This is a genomic window from Novacetimonas pomaceti, from assembly GCF_003207955.1.
GTDB classification, from domain to species: Bacteria; Pseudomonadota; Alphaproteobacteria; order Acetobacterales; family Acetobacteraceae; genus Novacetimonas; species Novacetimonas pomaceti.
Genome location: NZ_NOXG01000006.1, coordinates 55,894 through 73,183, shown reverse-complemented (window position 1 = coordinate 73,183; position 17,290 = coordinate 55,894). Strand labels below are relative to the sequence as shown.

General features: G+C 66.9%; 13 protein-coding genes. 11 read left to right on the top strand and 2 right to left on the bottom strand.

Translation table 11 applies throughout. The features are described 5' to 3' along the window. Nucleotides 1-34: 34 nt before the first annotated feature. Nucleotides 35-1,357 carry an RsmB/NOP family class I SAM-dependent RNA methyltransferase gene (locus CFR71_RS07925; RefSeq protein WP_110529722.1) on the bottom strand — a complete coding sequence of 441 codons (1,323 nt, stop codon included), beginning with the start codon at nt 1,355-1,357 and terminating at the stop codon, nt 35-37. Between the two features lie 450 nt (nt 1,358-1,807). Between CFR71_RS07925 and CFR71_RS07920 the strand changes: the two genes are divergently transcribed. From CFR71_RS07920 to CFR71_RS07895, 6 genes are all read left to right on the top strand, one after another. Beyond that, entirely contained in the window at nt 1,808-2,476 is a 669-nt protein-coding gene (locus tag CFR71_RS07920; RefSeq protein ID WP_239020313.1) for a YggS family pyridoxal phosphate-dependent enzyme, read from the top strand. A gap of 138 nt (nt 2,477-2,614) precedes the next feature. After that, nucleotides 2,615-4,633, top strand: coding sequence for a potassium transporter Kup (locus CFR71_RS07915; RefSeq protein WP_110529716.1), 2,019 nt, complete (start codon nt 2,615-2,617; stop codon nt 4,631-4,633). 64 nt (nt 4,634-4,697) lie between these two features. Next, a complete protein-coding gene (gene hemW, locus CFR71_RS07910; protein WP_110559302.1) occupies nt 4,698-5,858 on the top strand; it encodes a radical SAM family heme chaperone HemW in 1,161 nt (386 codons plus the stop codon). Between the two features lie 150 nt (nt 5,859-6,008). Next, nucleotides 6,009-7,112, top strand: a complete 1,104-nt coding sequence (locus CFR71_RS07905) for a nucleoside hydrolase (protein ID WP_239020312.1) — start codon at nt 6,009-6,011, stop codon at nt 7,110-7,112. Nucleotides 7,113-7,132: 20 nt separating this feature from the next. Beyond that, the gene (locus tag CFR71_RS07900) at nt 7,133-7,579 is read left to right on the top strand and encodes a DUF1489 family protein (protein WP_110529707.1); all 447 of its coding nucleotides are present in this window, start codon (nt 7,133-7,135) and stop codon (nt 7,577-7,579) included. Between the two features lie 68 nt (nt 7,580-7,647). After that, the gene (locus CFR71_RS07895) at nt 7,648-8,664 is read left to right on the top strand and encodes a lytic transglycosylase domain-containing protein (RefSeq protein ID WP_110529905.1); all 1,017 of its coding nucleotides are present in this window, start codon (nt 7,648-7,650) and stop codon (nt 8,662-8,664) included. Here CFR71_RS07895 and CFR71_RS07890 read toward each other — a convergent pair. Next, a complete protein-coding gene (locus CFR71_RS07890) occupies nt 8,645-10,693 on the bottom strand; it encodes a glycoside hydrolase family 3 C-terminal domain-containing protein (protein WP_239020308.1) in 2,049 nt (682 codons plus the stop codon). The genes CFR71_RS07895 and CFR71_RS07890 overlap by 20 nt on opposite strands. Before the next feature lie 320 nt (nt 10,694-11,013). Between CFR71_RS07890 and CFR71_RS07885 the strand changes: the two genes are divergently transcribed. The 5 genes from CFR71_RS07885 to CFR71_RS07865 all read left to right on the top strand — a co-directional run bounded on the left by CFR71_RS07885 (nt 11,014) and on the right by CFR71_RS07865 (nt 17,258). Then, nucleotides 11,014-11,541, top strand: a complete 528-nt coding sequence (locus CFR71_RS07885) for a DUF3576 domain-containing protein (protein ID WP_110529704.1) — start codon at nt 11,014-11,016, stop codon at nt 11,539-11,541. 27 nt (nt 11,542-11,568) lie between these two features. Further along, complete coding sequence (gene leuS, locus CFR71_RS07880) at nt 11,569-14,199, top strand: leucine--tRNA ligase (RefSeq protein WP_110529902.1); 2,631 nt, start codon at nt 11,569-11,571, stop codon at nt 14,197-14,199. Continuing rightward, nucleotides 14,200-14,997 (top strand): LPS assembly lipoprotein LptE, encoded by a 798-nt coding sequence (locus CFR71_RS07875; RefSeq protein WP_110529701.1) that lies wholly within the window; start codon nt 14,200-14,202, stop codon nt 14,995-14,997. Beyond that, nucleotides 14,994-16,019: a DNA polymerase III subunit delta gene (gene holA, locus CFR71_RS07870; protein WP_110529698.1), complete on the top strand. Its 1,026-nt coding sequence runs from the start codon at nt 14,994-14,996 to the stop codon at nt 16,017-16,019. Before CFR71_RS07875 ends, holA begins: the two co-directional genes overlap by 4 nt. Before the next feature lie 831 nt (nt 16,020-16,850). Then, the gene (locus CFR71_RS07865; RefSeq protein WP_110529696.1) at nt 16,851-17,258 is read left to right on the top strand and encodes a hypothetical protein; all 408 of its coding nucleotides are present in this window, start codon (nt 16,851-16,853) and stop codon (nt 17,256-17,258) included. Nucleotides 17,259-17,290 lie beyond the last annotated feature (32 nt).

The window sequence follows — 17,290 nt, the reverse complement described above, 5'->3', positions numbered from 1 at the left end:
GGCCATAGTTTTGCGAACCCCGCGCCCTTCCGCGTCAGGCCTTGCGAAAGCGCGCGGCGAAGAACCCGTCCATGCCGCCCTGCGCCGCCCACATGCCGGGATGCGTGCGCAGCCAGCCCTCCGCCGTGCGGGCCTGCGGCAGGAAGGACAGTTCCTCCGGCGTGAAGGGATCGGCGATCAGGCCCATTTCCTCCGCCGCGCGGGCGCAGGCGGGGCCTTCCTCCGGCTGGAGGGAACATACGGCATAGACCAGCCGTCCGCCGGGACGCAGCATGTCCCGCGCCGCCGCGATCAGGGCCTGCTGTCCCGCCGCCAGCCCAGCAAGGTCGCGCGGGCGCTTGATCCACATCGCGTCGGGGTGGCGGCGCACCGTGCCCGTCGCCGAACATGGCGCATCCAGCAGCACGGCATCGAGCGGCACGTCCGGCCGCCACTGCGTGGCGTCGCCGCGCACCGTCCTCACCCGGTCCTTCAGGCCCAGCCGCGCGAGGTTGGCGGCCAGGCGCTCCATCCTGCGGGCATCGCGTTCCACGGCGGTCACCTCCCCCCCGGCAAAGGCAAGCTGCGCGGTCTTGCCCCCCGGCGCCGCGCACAGGTCGGCCACGCGTTCCCCCGCCTTCACATCCAGCAGCCGCGCGGGCAGCGTGGCGGCCGCGTCCTGAACCCAGAACTCCCCTTCGGAAAATCCCGGCAGTTCCGTCACCCGCGTGCCGGCAGGGAACCGCACGGTGCCATTGGGCAGCACTTCGCCCCCCGGCGGCGGCAGGCAGCCGGGCCGCATCGACAGGTCGAGCGGCGGCTCCATCCCCAGCGCCGCCGCGATGGGACGCGCCATGCGCCCCCACGACGTCCACAGCCATGGCGGCACGTCGAGGCGTTCCTGGTCCAGCCCCTCCAGACAGGCATCGCCCTGCTGCGCGATGCGTCGCAGGACCGCATTCACCAGCCCGGCGAACGGCGCAAGCCCCCGCCTGCGCGCCAGCGCGACGGACGTCGCCACCGCCGCATGGACCGGCGTGCCCAGGAACAGGAGCTGCGCCACGCCAATCAGCAGGACGGCGCGCACGGGTTCGGGCGGTTCCTTTTTCAGGAAAGGCGACAGCACCTCCGTCGCGGTGCCCATGTGGCGCAGGACGGACGCGCCCAGACGATGGGCCGCGGCGCGGTCGCGCGGTTCCGCCTCCCGCGCCGTGGGGGAGTTTTCCATGGAGGTTTCAAGCATGCGCCGGTGTTCGATCACGCCGCTGACGATATCAAAGGCAATATCGCGGGTCGGGTCGGTCGCGGCGGCCCGCGCGCCACGCCCCCCCATGACGCGACGTCCGGACGAACGGGGTGCGGACGACGGCTGTTTCATTCTTTATCCTGCCCTGAAACTCGATACCAAGAAACTCAACCCTAAAACTCCGCGACGACGCGTGACCACGCCGGCATGGTCACGCACATGACACGCCGACGCCCGCGCCGCCACCCCGGCATACAGGTTTTTTGTCGATATGCCCCTTGTCGATATGCCCTGTCCGTTCGCGCGTCCCCCGCATTTGCCCCGCCATCTTCTCCCCATCGCATGATCGCGCGCCCCGCCCCCGATGGCACGCGGGCGCGCGACATGGTATCGGGACAGGTCCCATGTCCATCCCGCTCCATGCCGCCTCAATGCCGCGCGGAGCAGGGGCGGGAATGCGGGAACAAGGAATTTTCGATTTTTCCGATACAGGGGAAAGGGCGCATCGTGCAGGACACAACCATCCCGGCAGGGCCAGCGGGGAATGAAGCACCCGCGTCCCGCGCCACGGCGAGCCACGATATCGCACAGGCTCTTGCGACGGTGCGCGCGCGGATCGCGGCCGCGGCACGGCGCGCCGGACGCGATCCGGCGGACATCACGCTTGTCGCCGTCTCCAAGTTCCATCCACGTGAAAGCGTCGTCGCGGCGCTGCGGGCGGGACAGATGACCTTTGGCGAAAACCGCGTGCAGGAGGCCGCCGCCAAATTTCCCCCCCTGCGCGCGCAGTGGCCGGACCTGCGCCTGAACATCATCGGCGGCCTGCAGACCAACAAGGCGCTGGAGGCCGTGCGCATCGCCGACATGATCGAAAGCCTTGACCGCCCGTCCCTGTGCGATGCCATCGCGCGGGCGGCCGAGCGGACGGGCCGCCTGCCGAAACTGCTGGTGCAGGTCAATACCGGGGACGAGACGCAGAAATCCGGCGTCGCGATGGAAGGGGCCGATACCTTCATCACGACGGCAAAGGCGCGTTTTGGCGATGCGGTGGTCGGCCTGATGTGCATTCCCCCCCACGATCAGGACCCGATGCCGCATTTCCGCGCGCTGGCGGACCTTGCCGCGCGACACGGGCTGGCGGTGCTGTCCATGGGGATGTCCGCGGATTTCGAGCAGGCCATCGCGGCGGGCGCGACGCACGTGCGCGTCGGCAGCGCGATTTTCGGACCCCGCCCGGCCCATCCGGCCTGAAATCGCCTGACCTGAAATCGCCGGAATGGCACCCGCGCGGATACGGGCCTTGATGCCCCTCCCCCTTGTGGGTATGCGAAAGTACCGGGCATGATATTGCCTGTTTCTTGATATTCACTGCCGCGGAGCCGTCACGACATGACGCAACCCACGGGGCCAGACGCCCCCGGAAAACCGACGACGCCCGCCCATGGCACCCCTGCCGCGGACGGTAAGGCTTCGGACGGCAGGGCCACGGCCTCCCCCGTTCCGTCAAAAGTTACGGAATACGGCGCGGACCAGCACGAACATGCCGCGAACCCGGTGGGATTCGCGGCCCTGCTGGGCGTGCTGGGCGTTGTGTTCGGCGACATCGGCACCAGCCCGATTTACGCGCTGCGTTCGACCATCATGGTGGTGTCGCAGCACCACAGGATCGAGCCGTGGGAAATCCTCGGCGTCCTCAGCCTCATCATCTGGTCGCTGCTGCTGATCGTGACGGTGAAATACGTCATCCTCATCATGCGCGCCGACCATAACGGCGAAGGCGGCATCATTTCGCTGATGTCGATGGCGCAGCGCGTCGCCACGACCAACCGGCTTCGCGTGGCGTTGGGCATGGTGGGGATCGGCGGGGCGTGCCTGTTCTTTGGCGACGGCATGATCACCCCCGCGATTTCCGTGCTTTCGGCGGTGGAGGGGCTGGAGGTCAGCTTCCCCGCCGCGCGTGAACTGGTCATACCCATCGCGCTGGTCGTGCTGGTGGGGCTGTTTTCGGTCCAGTCCTATGGCACGGGCAAGGTGGGGACCATCTTCGGCCCCATCATGCTGGTGTGGTTCAGCCTTCTGGGTATCCTCGGGCTTACGCAGATCGTGCAGCATCCGGGCATCCTGCTGGCGGTGTCGCCCACCTATGCGGTGCAGTTCATCATCTATCACGGGTGGCTGTCATTCATCGCCCTTGGCTCCGTCGTGCTGTCGGTCACGGGGGCGGAGGCGCTGTATGCCGACATGGGGCATTTCGGCCGCCAGCCCATCCGCTATGCATGGCTGTTCTGCGTGCTGCCGTGCCTTGCGCTGAATTACCTGGGACAGGGCGCGCTGATCATCGCGGACCCGTCCAGCCTGACCAACCCGTTCTTCCTGCTTGGCCCGCACTGGCTGCAGGTGCCCATGATCATCCTGTCGACCTGCGCGACGGTGATCGCCAGCCAGGCCGGGATTTCGGGGGGCTTTTCCCTGTGCCGGCAGATCATCCAGCTTGGCTACCTGCCGCGCATGCGCATCACCCACACCAATGCGGAGGAAGAGGGCCAGATCTACCTGCCGGAGTTCAACCGCTTCCTGATGACCGGCGCGCTGCTCCTCGTGCTCAGCTTCCGCAGTTCCGACGCCCTGGCCTCCGCCTATGGCATCGCGGTGACGGGCACGTTCATGTGCACCTGCGTGCTGGCGATGGTGGTGTTCCGCCGCCTGTACCACTGGTCGCGCGCCGCCGCGATCACGACGTTCGGCGGCTTTTTCATCATCGACACGACCTTCTTCGCCTCCAACGCGATGAAAATCCCGCAGGGTGGCTGGGTGCCGGTGATGCTGGGCATCGTGCTGACGCTGATGATGACGACATGGAAGAAGGGCCGTCAGCTCATCATGAACCGGCAGAAGCAGGACAGCATGCCGATGAACTCCTTCCTTGCGCGGCTGCCGCAATCAAGGATCATCCGCGTGCCGGGAACGGCGGTGTACATGACCGCCACGCCGGATTTCGTGCCGGCGTGCCTTCTGCATAACCTCAAGCACAACAAGGTGCTGCATGATCACGTCCTGTTCGTGACGGTCCAGACCCTTGACCAGCCGGAGGCGGACCGTGGCCACCGTGTTGCGCTGCAGGAGCTTGCCCCCGACATGTATCGCATCATCCTGCGTTACGGTTTCATGGAAACGCCCAACCTGCCCCGCGCGCTGGAGGACCTGAAGGCAAGCGGGCTGGACTTCGACGCGCTGCAGGCCTCCTACTTCACCAGCCGCGAACTGCTGGTCCGATCCTCGGTGCCCAAGATGTCGCGCTGGCGCATGTCGCTGTTCCTGCTGATGGCACGCAACGCGACGCCCGCCACCGAATTCTTCCGCATCCCGCCCGACCGCGTGGTTGAGCTTGGCGTCCGCCTTGCCATCTGACGCGCCTTCGCACGTTCCCGCCCCGGCATCCTCCACCGGGACGGGCCTTGGGGCGGAGCAGACGCTGGCGCTTTATGTGCACTGGCCCTTCTGCCTGTCGAAATGCCCGTACTGCGACTTCAACAGCCATGTGCGCGACGTGATCCCGCAGGCGCGTTTCGGCAGTGCCCTGCGCCGCGAACTGCGGCACGAGGCGGGGCGCATCGGCCCCGACCGCGCGGGCCGGCCGGTGCTGGGTTCCATCTTTTTCGGCGGGGGCACGCCCTCCCTGATGGAACCCGCAACGCTGGCGGCCCTGCTGGAGGACGCGGGCGAACTGTTCCGCCTGTCCCCCGACATCGAAATCACGCTGGAGGCCAATCCCACCAGCGTGGAGACCGGCCGCCTGCGCGCCTTTCGCGATGGCGGGGTCAACCGCATTTCGGTGGGACTGCAAAGCCTGGACCCCGAGGCGCTGCGGTTCCTGGGCCGCGAACACAGCGTAACACAGGCCATCGCGGCGCTGGAGCAGGCGCGCGCGCTGTTCGGCCGCATTTCGTTCGACCTGATCTATGCCCGCCCGGGACAGTCGCTGCCGTCATGGCGGGCGGAACTGCGTCAGGCCCTCTCCCTCGTCTCGGACCACCTGTCGCTCTACCAGCTGACGATCGAGCCGGGCACCCGCTTCGAAAGCCTGTACCGGCAGAACCGTTTCCGCCTGCCTGACGATGAACTTGCGGCCCGCCTGTATGAGGAAACGGCCAGTGTCGCGGGACAGCACGGCCTGTCGGGATACGAGGTTTCGAACTATGCACGGCCGGGCGCGGAAAGCCGCCATAACATGACCTACTGGCGGTATGGCGACTATCTGGGGATCGGGCCGGGCGCGCATGGGCGCATGACGTCCGGCGGCGTCACCCATGCGACGCGCCGCCATCGCGCGCCCGAGCCATGGGCAAGGCGGGTGGAGGAAACCGGCAGCGGCCTGACCCATGAAGAGGCACTTGCCCCCCGCGAAAAAGCGCGGGAAATGCTGCTGATGGGACTGCGCCTGGATGAGGGAATCGCGGCCGGGCGTTTCGCCCGCCGCACGGGGATGAGCCTGCAGCAGGCAACGGACCCCGATATCCTGCGCGCGGCCCTTGATGAGGATTACCTGCAGTGGCGCGGGGGCGGAACACGCCTGCGCGCGACGGCGCAGGGACGCCTGCGCCTTGAAAGCCTGCTGGCGGCGCTGGTGGTATAGGAGGAGCGCGCCATGAAATGGCCAAGCCGGACTGTCTGGTCAGGGAAGGAAACCACCGCCGTGTCTTCTTCATTCATGTCGCCCCCGCCACGGGCCGCCGGCCTTTACGACAGGATTCACGACAGGGCACGCCATATGGGCCTGTGCCTGATGGGCGCGTTCGGCCTGTGGGCCGGGCTGCCGGCCGGATCGCATGCCGCCACACCGTCCGGCGCCGCACCGTCCCCCACCGGGCCGGAACTGGTGATCGAGGACAACGATTTCCTTGGCCCCGGCGGTTCGGACCAGCAGTCGATCATCCCGCTGCTGTTCAACCCGCATGTCCGCGTGCTGGGCTTTACGGTCGTCAGCGGCGACGGGTGGGAAAATGCGGAATCCGCCCACCTGCGCCGGTTCCTTGAAATCATCGGCCGCACGGACGTGCCGGTGGCCGACGGCGCGGTCTATCCGCTGGTCAACACGGTGGCCGCCCTGCGCGAACATGAGCACCAGTTTGGCACCATCCCGTGGAAGGGGGCATGGGGCGGGCTGGGCGCGATCGATTCCACCCCCGACCAGCAGCCGCCCCTTCCCCCGCTGAAGGAAGGCATGCCGCACATGCGGGCGGTAACGCAGAGCGCGGCGCAGTTCCTGATCGAACAGGTCCATGCCCATCCGCACCAGGTCACCATCGTCGCCGCCGGGCCGCTGACGAACCTTGCGCTGGCCATCCGGCTGGACCCGACCTTTGCCGAAACGGCGAAGAAGCTGATCTTCATGGGGGGCATGCTGGACACCAGCATGATGTCGGTGACGGGAAACGCGGATTTCGCCTCCGACTTCAACATGATTTTCGACCCCGAGGCCGCGCATATCGCCCTGACCGCGCCATGGGCGTCGGTCACGGTGGTCGGCAGCGTCTCGAACGACCTGATGATGTCGCGTGACTACCTCAGCCGCATCACGCGCAAGGCCACGCCCATGACGCGTTACCTGGCGCAGTATTACGAACCGCTGCCGATGTGGGACGAACTGACCAGCGCGATCGCCGCCGAACCGTCGCTGGTGACATCCAGCGTCGATGCCTTCATGGACATCGACCTGACCCACGGCCCGAATTACGGGCACGCCTATGTCTGGCCCGAACAGCTTGCGCCGAAAAAACAGGGGGTGCGGCTGGTGCATATCGTGCGCGGCGTGGACGCCACGCGTTTCCGCGACATCTTCGCGCAGGAAGCGCAGAGCGACATTACCCCCGCCCCGGCGCGTCCCTGAATGACGCGGGAGGTCCGGTAATGCTGCATATGGTCAAGCTGGCGGTGGGGGTCGGCAGTATCGCGGAACTGGCGCAACGCCAGCAGCCCAACCCGCCGGTGCCCGGCGACGGGCTGGACGGAACCGCCCCGTCGGGGCAGCCATGGCTGCGTACGCGGATGTATCCCCGCCGCGCGGGGGAAATACTGGAGGGCGGGTCGCTGTACCGCGTCATCGCCGGAATGATCATGTGCCGCCAGCGCATTACCGGCATCCGTCCCGACACCCGCGACGACGGGGTGGCCTGCGCCCTGATTACCCTCGACCCGCTGATCGTGCCGGTCGCGCCACGCAGCATGCGTCCCTTTCAGGGATGGCGTTACCTGCGTGCCGCCGACGCGCCGCCCGACCTTGGGCATTCCGACATGAATGGAGATATCCTTCCCGATGACATGCGTCGCGAACTGGCTGCGTTGTGCCTGATCTGAAACCCGACACCCCGTCCCCCCTGTCCGTTTTCCCTTCCGCCCCCCGCGCCGTCGCCCTTGCGGGCTGCATGGCCCTTGCGCTGGCGGGCTGCGCCTCCAACGCGCCCAGGGGCACCTCGCACTATTCGCGTTATTATTCCAGCAGCGGCGCCTATCGCGCGCCGGGACCGGCCGACGATCCATGGAAGCCCTATATCGAGGAGGCATCGAACCGCTTTGCCGTACCCCAGCCATGGATCCGCGCCGTCATCCAGAAGGAATCGGGCGGGCATGAATACATGGACGGCCATCCCATCACGTCCGCCAGTGGCGCGATGGGGCTGATGCAGCTGATGCCCCAGACCTATGGCGACATGCAGAAGCGCAACCACCTGGGATCGGACCCTTACGACCCGCGCAACAACATCCTTGCGGGCACCGCCTATATCCGCACGCTGTATGGACTGTACGGTGCGCCGGGTTTCCTTGCCGCCTACAATGCGGGGATCGAACGCCTCAACGACTATTTGGAGGACGGGCGCCCCCTGCCCAGCCAGACCGTGCGCTACCTGCGGATCATCACGCCCAACCTTGGCAATTCCGTCGCGCTGAGCGGTCCGCTTGCGATCTATGCCGGACCGGGACAGCCGGTGACGCGCACGCCGGTCGCGCTGGGCGGCCGTAACCAGCATGCCGTCCTGCAGTACGCGACCCTCAACCCGCCCGCGCCGACCCGCACGCCCGCCGCGCAGGCAACGACGCGCTGCGTGCAGGACCCGGACGCGGCGTACGATCCGTCGGCGCGCTGCACCGCCACGACCGTGACGGCATCCTCCGGCGCGGGGGTGAATTACGGCGCGTGGAGCGTGCAGGTGGGCGCCTTCTCTACCGAGGGGCAGGCCCGTTTCGCCACCACCATGGCGCGGCAGGGGGATTTCGCCGCCCTTCAGGGCGCACGCAGCATGGTGATCCCGGTCACCAGCGCGCGCGGGACGCCGATCTATCGCGCACGCCTGGCGGGGCTGTCGCAGGCGGCGGCGGGCAAGGCATGTTCCAGCCTGAAGAACCAGGGCCTGCTGTGCATCGTCATTCGCCCTGGGATGTAGGCGGCGGCAGGTTCTCAAGTGTTGCGGGCACATGCAGCGCCGGCAGCCGCACGCTGGCCTGATGCATCAGCATGACGGCGGAACTTCCCACCGAAAGGGTATAGGTCCCGGCGGGAACCGACCATGCCCCTGCGGTGGCGTCCCATTGCCCCAGCATGTGGGGATCGACCGGGATGCTGACATGCGCGGCATGTCCGGGCGTCAGCGCGATGCTGCGCCATCCGACCAGGCGCTTGACCCCTCCCGCCTCGGGCGGAGGGGTCAGGTAAAGCTGCGCCACGGCACGCACGGGATGGTCCGATGTATCCGTCACGCTGAAGGTCGCGCCCAGATGCGTCGTGTCCTCATGGGTGACGTGCACGTCGCCATATGACACCTCCCCGCCCACCGACAGGCCATAACCGAAGGGGAACAGCGGCGCGATATGGGCGCTTTCGAACGCATGGTAATCGGCATAGGCCATGCCGGGGGGATAGAATCCCCCCGTGAACGTCATCGGCAGATGGCCGGAGAAATCACGCGTCCCCGTCAGCATGGCCGCCAGCGGGGCGGCGTATTCATCATGCCATGACCATGCCTGGATCACGCTGTCCACCACATCCAGCCACGGCATCGCCCGGTCGGGGCTGTCGGACATCATGATGGTCACGACATGACCGCCCAGATCGGCCAGCGCGGTGATGAACGCATTGTCCGCGTCCCGATCCGTCAGCACCACGGCCCGCGCGACCTGTGCCGCCTGCGGCGGGGGCGGCGCGCCGCGGCTGACGATGCTCTGGCTGACCCGGATGCCATCATGTTGCAGGGCCGCGCCCAGCGCGGCGAGCGGGCCGGCCAGGTCCTGCGTCGCCAGCAGCAGGACAGGCCCGTTGCGGTCATCAAGGGGCAGGACCTGGTTTTCATTCTGCAGCAGGACCATCCCTTCGGCCCCGATATCGGCCATCAGCCCCTCCACCGGCGCGGGGCCTGCCGGGGCGGCCGCCTTCCTGTCGCGCGTGAAGGGTGGCGGGTGGTCCAGCACCCCGGTTCCGTACAGCGACGTCAGCACATGCTGCGCCATCTGGTCGATACGCGCGGGCTGCACCGCGCCGGAGGCCAGCGCGCGACGCAGTGGGGCGGCATACACGCCTTCGTCCGCGCCGCCCGCCTGTTCCATGTCCACGCCATCGGCCACGGCCGTCACGGGGGCCATGGGCACGCCATCCGTTCCCGCAAGCGCGCCGGGCATCGCCATCAGCATGCCGCCGAAATGCCACTGGTCGCGCAACATGCCCGCCAGCCCCGACAGCGCGCCACAGGCATGCACCATCCCCCCGCACGCAACCGCCCCGCCGCGCGCGGTTTCCAGCGCGACGGAAAGCCCCATCATGCTGGTGTTCATGAACTGTCCCACCCCGGCGGGCAGCGTGGCGGGCAGGGCGACGACCCCGTCGCCGCGCCCCTGTTCCTCCGCACGCAGGGCGGCAAAGACCGGCACGACATGCCCCGCCATCAGTCCCGACGCGACCATGCCCGCCGTCACCCCGGCAAGGAACGGATCCTCGCCCGCCTGCAGGCGGCCCGAAGGCAGCAGGTCCACCCCACCGACACGGACCATCGCCCGTCCCCGCCCCCATTCGTCATGCGCGCGCAGCACGCCCGCGCGATGGGCCAGCGCGGGATCCCAGCTTGCCGCAAGCGCGAGGAACGGCAGCTGCGGCATGGCGGAGGCAGGGGCATGCGGGTCATCGAAACGGGGCATGCGCAGGGCAGGCAGGCCCAGCCGTGGCACGCCGGGCCATGTCAGCAGTCCCGCGCCCGCGTCATTCCCCTCCGCCTGGGGGGCGGGAAAGGCCCGCAGGACCGAAAGTTTTTCCTCGGGCCGCATGCGCGCCACCATGTCGGCGGCACGCGCGGCCGACGTGGGCGAGGACGCGGCGGCCCATCCGGACGCCACGGGCACCGCCATGCCCCCCAGACAGGACAGCACCCCCAATGTCACTGCCATGATGTTCATGATGTCGGAAGTCGTGATGAATGTATGTCGCACCCTGCCCGCGGATCCTCCCTGTCATGCCTGCTGGTCCATGCCCGTGCCGCCATGGCGCATGGGGCCGGGACGACACATAGGTACTATCATCGGCGCCACAGTGCCATGACCCATGCCACGGCCCGGCAGGCATCCCCGTCATGATGGCGGCACAGAAAGTCGCCGCGTGACTTGGCGGGACCGGCGTGGCGGGATATGAAGGACAGCGTATCGACACAGGCAGGACCGTGGCCGATCGTTCCGGCATATCATGACGGGACGGGGAACACGGGGCCGAAATACCACATGCGGGGTCCATCCCCGGCGTCCACAGAGGCATCATGACCCTTCGTCCGCCATTTTCCGCCGCCCTTTGCCACTCTTCCCGCCACGTGGCGCGCAGGGGCCTGCCGGTCCTGATGCTTGGCGCCCTGCTGGCCGCGTGCTCCAGCGGGCCGCACGACGCCAGCGGCCTTGCCCGGCCCCAGAACAAGCTGCTGAAGGAAGATCGCGGGGCCACCGGCGGCAATGACCAGCTGGCCAAAAGCGGGGTCAACGCCTTCCTGTGGCGCGGGGCGATCGACACGCTGTCCTTCATGCCGTTCGCGTCGGCGGACGCGGTGGGCGGCGTGATCCTGACGGACTGGTACACCCCCCCCGCCACGCAGAACGAGCGTTTCAAGATTACCTGCTTCATCCTGTCGAGCGACCTGCGTTCCGATGCCGTGCGCGTTTCGGTGTTCCGCCAGGTGCAGCAGGACAACCAGTGGGTCGATACCCCGGTCGCCGCCAACACGGTTTCCGACATCACCTCCAAGATCCTGACCCGTGCGCGCCAGCTGCGTGCCGATAGCGGCCACTCGAACTGATTCCTCGCGCACCGGACCATGACCACGATGACTGATTCCCATCCTTCCGCCGACACGCCCGCCGCCTATGACTTTTCCACAGCCGAGCCGCTGTGGCAGGAAAAATGGGAACGCAGCGGCGTTTTCGACGTGCCCGACGTCCCCCCCGCCGACCGCCCGAAATATTACGTGCTGGAGATGTTCCCCTATCCGTCGGGGCAGCTTCACATGGGTCACGTGCGCAATTACACGCTGGGCGATGTCGTCGCGCGGTACAAGCGCGCGCAGGGATTCAGCGTCCTGCATCCGATGGGCTGGGACGCATTCGGGCTGCCGGCGGAAAATGCGGCGCGCGAACGCGGCGTGCATCCGGGCAAGTGGACGATGGACAACATCGCCGCGATGCGCACGACGCTCAAACAACTGGGCTTTTCCTTCAACTGGGACCGCGAAATCGCGACCTGCCTGCCGGAATATTACGGCAAGCAGCAGAAGCTGTTCCTCGACATGCTGGCCGCGGGACTGGTGGAACGGCGCGAAAGCTGGGTCAACTGGGACCCGGTGGACAATACCGTCCTGGCGAACGAACAGGTCGTTGACGGGCGCGGCTGGCGTTCGGGCGCGCTGATCGAACAGAAACAGCTGTCGCAGTGGTTCCTGAAAATCACGAAATTCGCGCCGCAGCTTCTGGACGGGCTGTCGCACCTGCCGCGCTGGCCCGAACGGGTGCGCACGATGCAGGAACGCTGGATCGGCCGGTCGGAGGGCGCGCGCGTGCGCTTCGGCCTGCATGAACCGCCTGCGGGCTTTGACGTCGACCTTGATTCGGTGGAGGTGTTCACCACCCGTCCCGACACCCTGTTCGGCATGTCCTTCCTTGCCATCGCGGCGGACCATCCGCTGGCGGCCAAGGTCGCGGCACGGAATGCGCAGGCCGCCGAGTTCATCGCGGAATGCCATCGCCTTGGCACCTCCGAAGAGGCCATTGAAACGGCGGAAAAGCGCGGGTTCGACACCGGGCTGCGGGTGTCCCATCCCTTCATGCCGGACAGGTCGTTCCCCATCTGGATCGCGAATTTCGTGCTGATGGAATATGGCACGGGCGCGGTGTTCGGATGCCCCTGCGGGGACCAGCGCGACCTTGATTTCGCCAACAAGTACCATCTGCCCTTCATCCCCGTCATCCTGCCGCCCGACGCGGACCCGCAGACCTTCAGCGTGACCACGAAGGCCACCGACGGGCAGGGCACGCTGTTCAATTCCGCCTTCCTCGACGGACTCGACATCCCCACCGCCAAGAAGGAGGCGATCGCCCGTCTCGAGGGGCTGGGCGTGGGACGCGGGGTGGTCAACTGGCGCCTGCGTGACTGGGGCATTTCGCGGCAGCGTTACTGGGGCTGCCCCATTCCCATCATCCACTGTGCCTCGTGCGGTGCGGTGCCTGTCCCTGACGATCAGCTTCCGGTGGTCCTGCCCGAGGATGTCACGTTCGACCGGCCGGGCAACCCGCTGGAAAACCACCCGACATGGAAACATGTCGCCTGTCCCAGATGCGGCCAGCCCGCCACGCGGGAGACGGATACCTGCGACACCTTCGTCGACAGTTCGTGGTATTTCGCCCGCTTCACCGCCCCGCACGCGGCCCAGCCGACCGTGATCCCGGCGGCCGACGGATGGCTGCCTGTCGATCAGTATATCGGCGGCATCGAACATGCGATCCTGCATCTGCTCTATGCCCGCTTCTTTACCCGGGCCATGCATGAAACCGGGCACCTGAACGTGGACGAGCCCTTTGCCGGGCTGTTCACGCAGGGGATGGTCAACCACGAAAGCTATCGCGACGCGGCGGGCAACTGGCTGTACCCGGACGAGGTCGAGCGCACGGCCACGGGCGCGGTCCGCCGCGACAACGGCACGCCGGTCACCGTGGGCCGTGTCGAGAAGATGTCCAAGTCCAAGCGCAACACCGTGGCCCCCGTGACGATCATCGAACGCTTTGGCGCGGACACCGCCCGGTGGTTCGTCCTGTCGGACAGCCCGCCGGAACGCGACATGGAATGGACGGAATCCGGCGTGGCCGGGGCGGCGCGTTTCCTGCAGCGCCTGTTCCGGGTCGTGCGCGCTGTCGCGGCGCAGGCCACGGCGGAAGCCACCTGCCCCGCGCAGGTCGCACCGGCCGCCGATACGCTGCGTCGCGCCACCCACCGCACCATCGCCGCCGTGACCGAGGCGCTGGAGGGGTTCAGCCCCAACGTCGCCGTCGCGCGCCTGCATGAACTGACATCGGCGCTGTCCGACGCGGAAAGGAACGCGGACGAGGCTGGCGTCGCCTTTGCCCGTCGCGAAGCCGCGCTGGCGCTGTGCCTTTTGTGCGCGCCGATGGTCCCCCATCAGGCCGAGGCCATGATGGCGCTGCTGGAACCCGGCGGCGCGGCCGTGGTCGAACGCGCATGGCCCAGGGCGGATCCTGCCCTGCTTGCCGCGAAGGAGGTCACGATCGCGGTGCAGATCATGGGCAAGCTGCGCGGCACGATCGCGGTGCCGCCGGACATGGCGGGCGACGATGTCATCGCCCGGGCCGAGGCCGAGCCGAATGTGGCCCGCCTGCTGGAAGGCGCGCGGATCGTCAAGCGCATCCATGTGCCGGGGCGCATCGTCAATTTCGTGATCGCGAAATAGATGCCCGGCCTTTCCTGTCGTTCCCGTTTCCGTTCACTTGCCGCCGTGGCCCTGCTGGCGATGGTGGGCGGCTGCGGCTTCTCGCCCATGTACAAGACGACAGGAAAGCACCTTGGCCCCGATGGACGGCCCACCGTGACCGATGTCGCGGCGGAGCTGCAGCAGGTCTATGTCCCGCGCATTACCGAACGCTATGGCCAGCAGCTGCGGCAGTTCCTGCAACAGGACCTGGGCGGGGCGGGGCCTGAAAATCCCACCCGCTACAGCCTGAGCATCCGCACCTACATGATGAACGAGGCGGTGGACATCCATTCCGACAATACCAGCGGCCGCACGCGCACAACCGCCTTTGCCCACTGGCAGCTTTATACCATCGGCGCGACCCCACACCTGCTGGCGCAGGGGGACGCGAACATCATCGACGGGGTCAACAATACCTATGAACAGTATTTTGCCCTGTCGCTAAACCTGGAAACCGTGCGCACCCGCGTCGCCAAGAACATGGCCGAGGAAATCACCCAGCAGGTGGCCATATGGTTCCGCACCCATGCGAAACCCGCGACGGACGGTTCGGACGCGGACCAGAACCAGCCCCGCTTCATTGATCCGGATTCCATGCCGAACGTCGACAACAACCAGATGCCCTCGCAGCGTCCCGGCCCCGACGGCCTGCCCGCGCTGGCGACGGGGCGGTCGAATTCGCAGCTGGATGACCAGAACAGCACCAGCACCTCCACCAGTGTCGGGTCCGACGTGCCTGATAATGTCAGCATCGGCGGCAACGGCGAAAACCAGTGAAGATCAGCCCGCGCGCGATTACCTCCACCCTGCGTGATCCCGGGGCGTGGCGCGTCCTGATGCTGCATGGCGAAGATGCCGGCCTGATCCGCGAACGCGCGACACAGGCGGCGCAGGTCATCACGCCCCAGCTGGACGATCCCTTCCGGGTCGCCATCCTTGGCCGCGACGCCCATGACCGCATTGCCGAAGAATGCACGGCGCTGTCGCTGGTGGGCGGACGTCGCGTCGTGTGGGTACGCGAAGGGCGCGACGGCCTGACAGCCACCCTGAAGGAATGCCTGGCGCAGCAGACCGATACGCTGCTCATCATCGAGGCGCCGGGGCTGGAATCCCGCTCCAGGCTGCGTGCCCTTCTGGAAAAGGCCCCCAATTGCGCCGTCATCGCCTGTTACCCGGAGGAAGGGCGCGCGCTGGAGGGCAGCATCCGCCAGATGCTTGGCGCGCTGGGGGTGCAAATCGACCCCGATGCGCTGGCATGGTTTGCCGAACGCGCCAGCCCCGATCGCGCGGCGACACGCGCCGAAGTGGAAAAGCTGTTCCTTTTCGCCGGCGAAGGTGGGCGCCTGACGCTGGATGACGTCCGCGCCAGCATTGGCGACGCGGCCAGTGTCTCCCTCGAAGATGCGGCCTTTGCCGCGATGGTGGGGGAGCGTGCCGCGGCCGACCTTGCCATTGAACGCGCCATGACGACGGACCGCATGACACCGATTGCCGTCGCGCGCGCCCTTCTGTCGCATATCCATCGCCTGCGCCGGGTGCGTCTGGCGATGGATTCGGGACAGGGCCGCGCCGAAGCGATGGCCGGGTTGCGACCGCCGGTTTTCTTCAGGCGCGCGGACGCATTCGGCCGCGCCGTTTCATTATGGAGCGCCCCCGCCCTGATGCAGGCGGCGGAGCAGACACAGCAGCTTGAACTGGCGTGCAAGCAGACGGGAAGTCCCGACGTGATCCTGTGCAAGCGCCATATCGCGCAACTGACGGCGCAGGCACGGATAATGGCGCGCCAGCGCCGGGGATAGCCCATATTGCGGCTTGCCCCCGTTCCCCCGGTTCGCTACACAGAAGCGGTGTGTCCGCGTAGCTCAGCAGGATAGAGCACAGGATTCCTGGTTTCAAATTGGGCGTCACGATGGGAAACCGCGTGGCGGATCTGCTCAAATTCGGGGAACGCTCTGGCAACGATGCCGTGCCGATCCCGAGCCAAGTCCGGCCCCGCGCCGGAAAGGTGTAGAGACTGGATGGGCAGCACCTACCGATCCCCCGTGGGTCCATGGTGAAGGGACAGTCCAGACCACGAACGCCATCGCATGATGGCGGCGGCGAAAGTCGAAGTGGGATGAATCCTGGGGCCGTGGGTTCGAATCCCGCCGCGGACACCACCAGTTCCGACATGTTTCCGGAAAAGCGGCCTGTTGACGCGGCGTATTACCATACATCCCGCGATCAACCCCATGATGCCGTCCGTTATCCTGACATCCGATTGAAAAACCAAAAGTTTTTGGTGAAGCTTTTTGCAAAAAGCTTCGAAAGGCGTCGCCCAGAAACTTTTATTGTTCATTATAAATGGTTTGATTTGAGGCAGTCTCCAAGCCCGTACTGATCATGCAAGGAGAGCGGGATATCCAGGCAAACGTTGGGGTACCCCGGTCGAATGGCCGCTTTATGACCACGCACCAAAAGAACCGGACCGTTCACTTATTTACCAGGGCCACCTGCCCAATAGATGCGGCACATGGGCGACCGTCATAAAAAAGGCCCGGCGGAAAACCGGGCCTTTCGTCTGGAAGACGGGATCAGTTGGAGCTGGTGGAGCTGCTGCTGGAGCTGTTGTTCTGGTTCCAGCCACCGCCGTGACGGTCGCCACCACCATGACGGCCCCAACCACCACCGTTCTGGCCACCACCGTTCTGGCCGCCATCACCCTGGCCTTCGCCGCCGTCGCGGCCACCATGGCGACCCCAGCCGCCACCGTTCTGGCCACCATCACCCTGGCCCTCGCCACCGTCGCGGCCACCATGGCGACCCCAGCCACCACCGTTCTGGCCGCCATCACCCTGGCCTTCGCCACCGTCACGACCACCATGACGGCCCCAGCCACCGTTCTGGCCGCCGTCATTCTGGCCTTCGCCCCCACGCTCGCCATGATGATGGCCATGGCCGCGATGTTCGCCCTGCTCGCTACCCTGACTCTGGTCAGAAGACTGGGCATGAGCCGCCAGCGGGAGGGAGGCGCCAAGGGCGAGTGCAAACAAAATTGAACGCTTCATGATATATCCTTTAAATCGACCCA

Coding starts and splice junctions, on each gene's coding strand:
- CFR71_RS07900 (WP_110529707.1), top strand. CDS start 7,133: ATGCTGCATATGGTCAAGCTGGCGGTGGGGGTCGGCAGTATCGCGGAA.
- CFR71_RS07915 (WP_110529716.1), top strand. CDS start 2,615: ATGACGCAACCCACGGGGCCAGACGCCCCCGGAAAACCGACGACGCCC.
- CFR71_RS07905 (WP_239020312.1), top strand. CDS start 6,009: ATGGGCGCGTTCGGCCTGTGGGCCGGGCTGCCGGCCGGATCGCATGCC.
- CFR71_RS07895 (WP_110529905.1), top strand. CDS start 7,648: ATGGCCCTTGCGCTGGCGGGCTGCGCCTCCAACGCGCCCAGGGGCACC.
- CFR71_RS07925 (WP_110529722.1), bottom strand. CDS start 1,357: ATGAAACAGCCGTCGTCCGCACCCCGTTCGTCCGGACGTCGCGTCATG.
- CFR71_RS07875 (WP_110529701.1), top strand. CDS start 14,200: ATGCCCGGCCTTTCCTGTCGTTCCCGTTTCCGTTCACTTGCCGCCGTG.
- leuS (WP_110529902.1), top strand. CDS start 11,569: ATGACTGATTCCCATCCTTCCGCCGACACGCCCGCCGCCTATGACTTT.
- CFR71_RS07885 (WP_110529704.1), top strand. CDS start 11,014: ATGACCCTTCGTCCGCCATTTTCCGCCGCCCTTTGCCACTCTTCCCGC.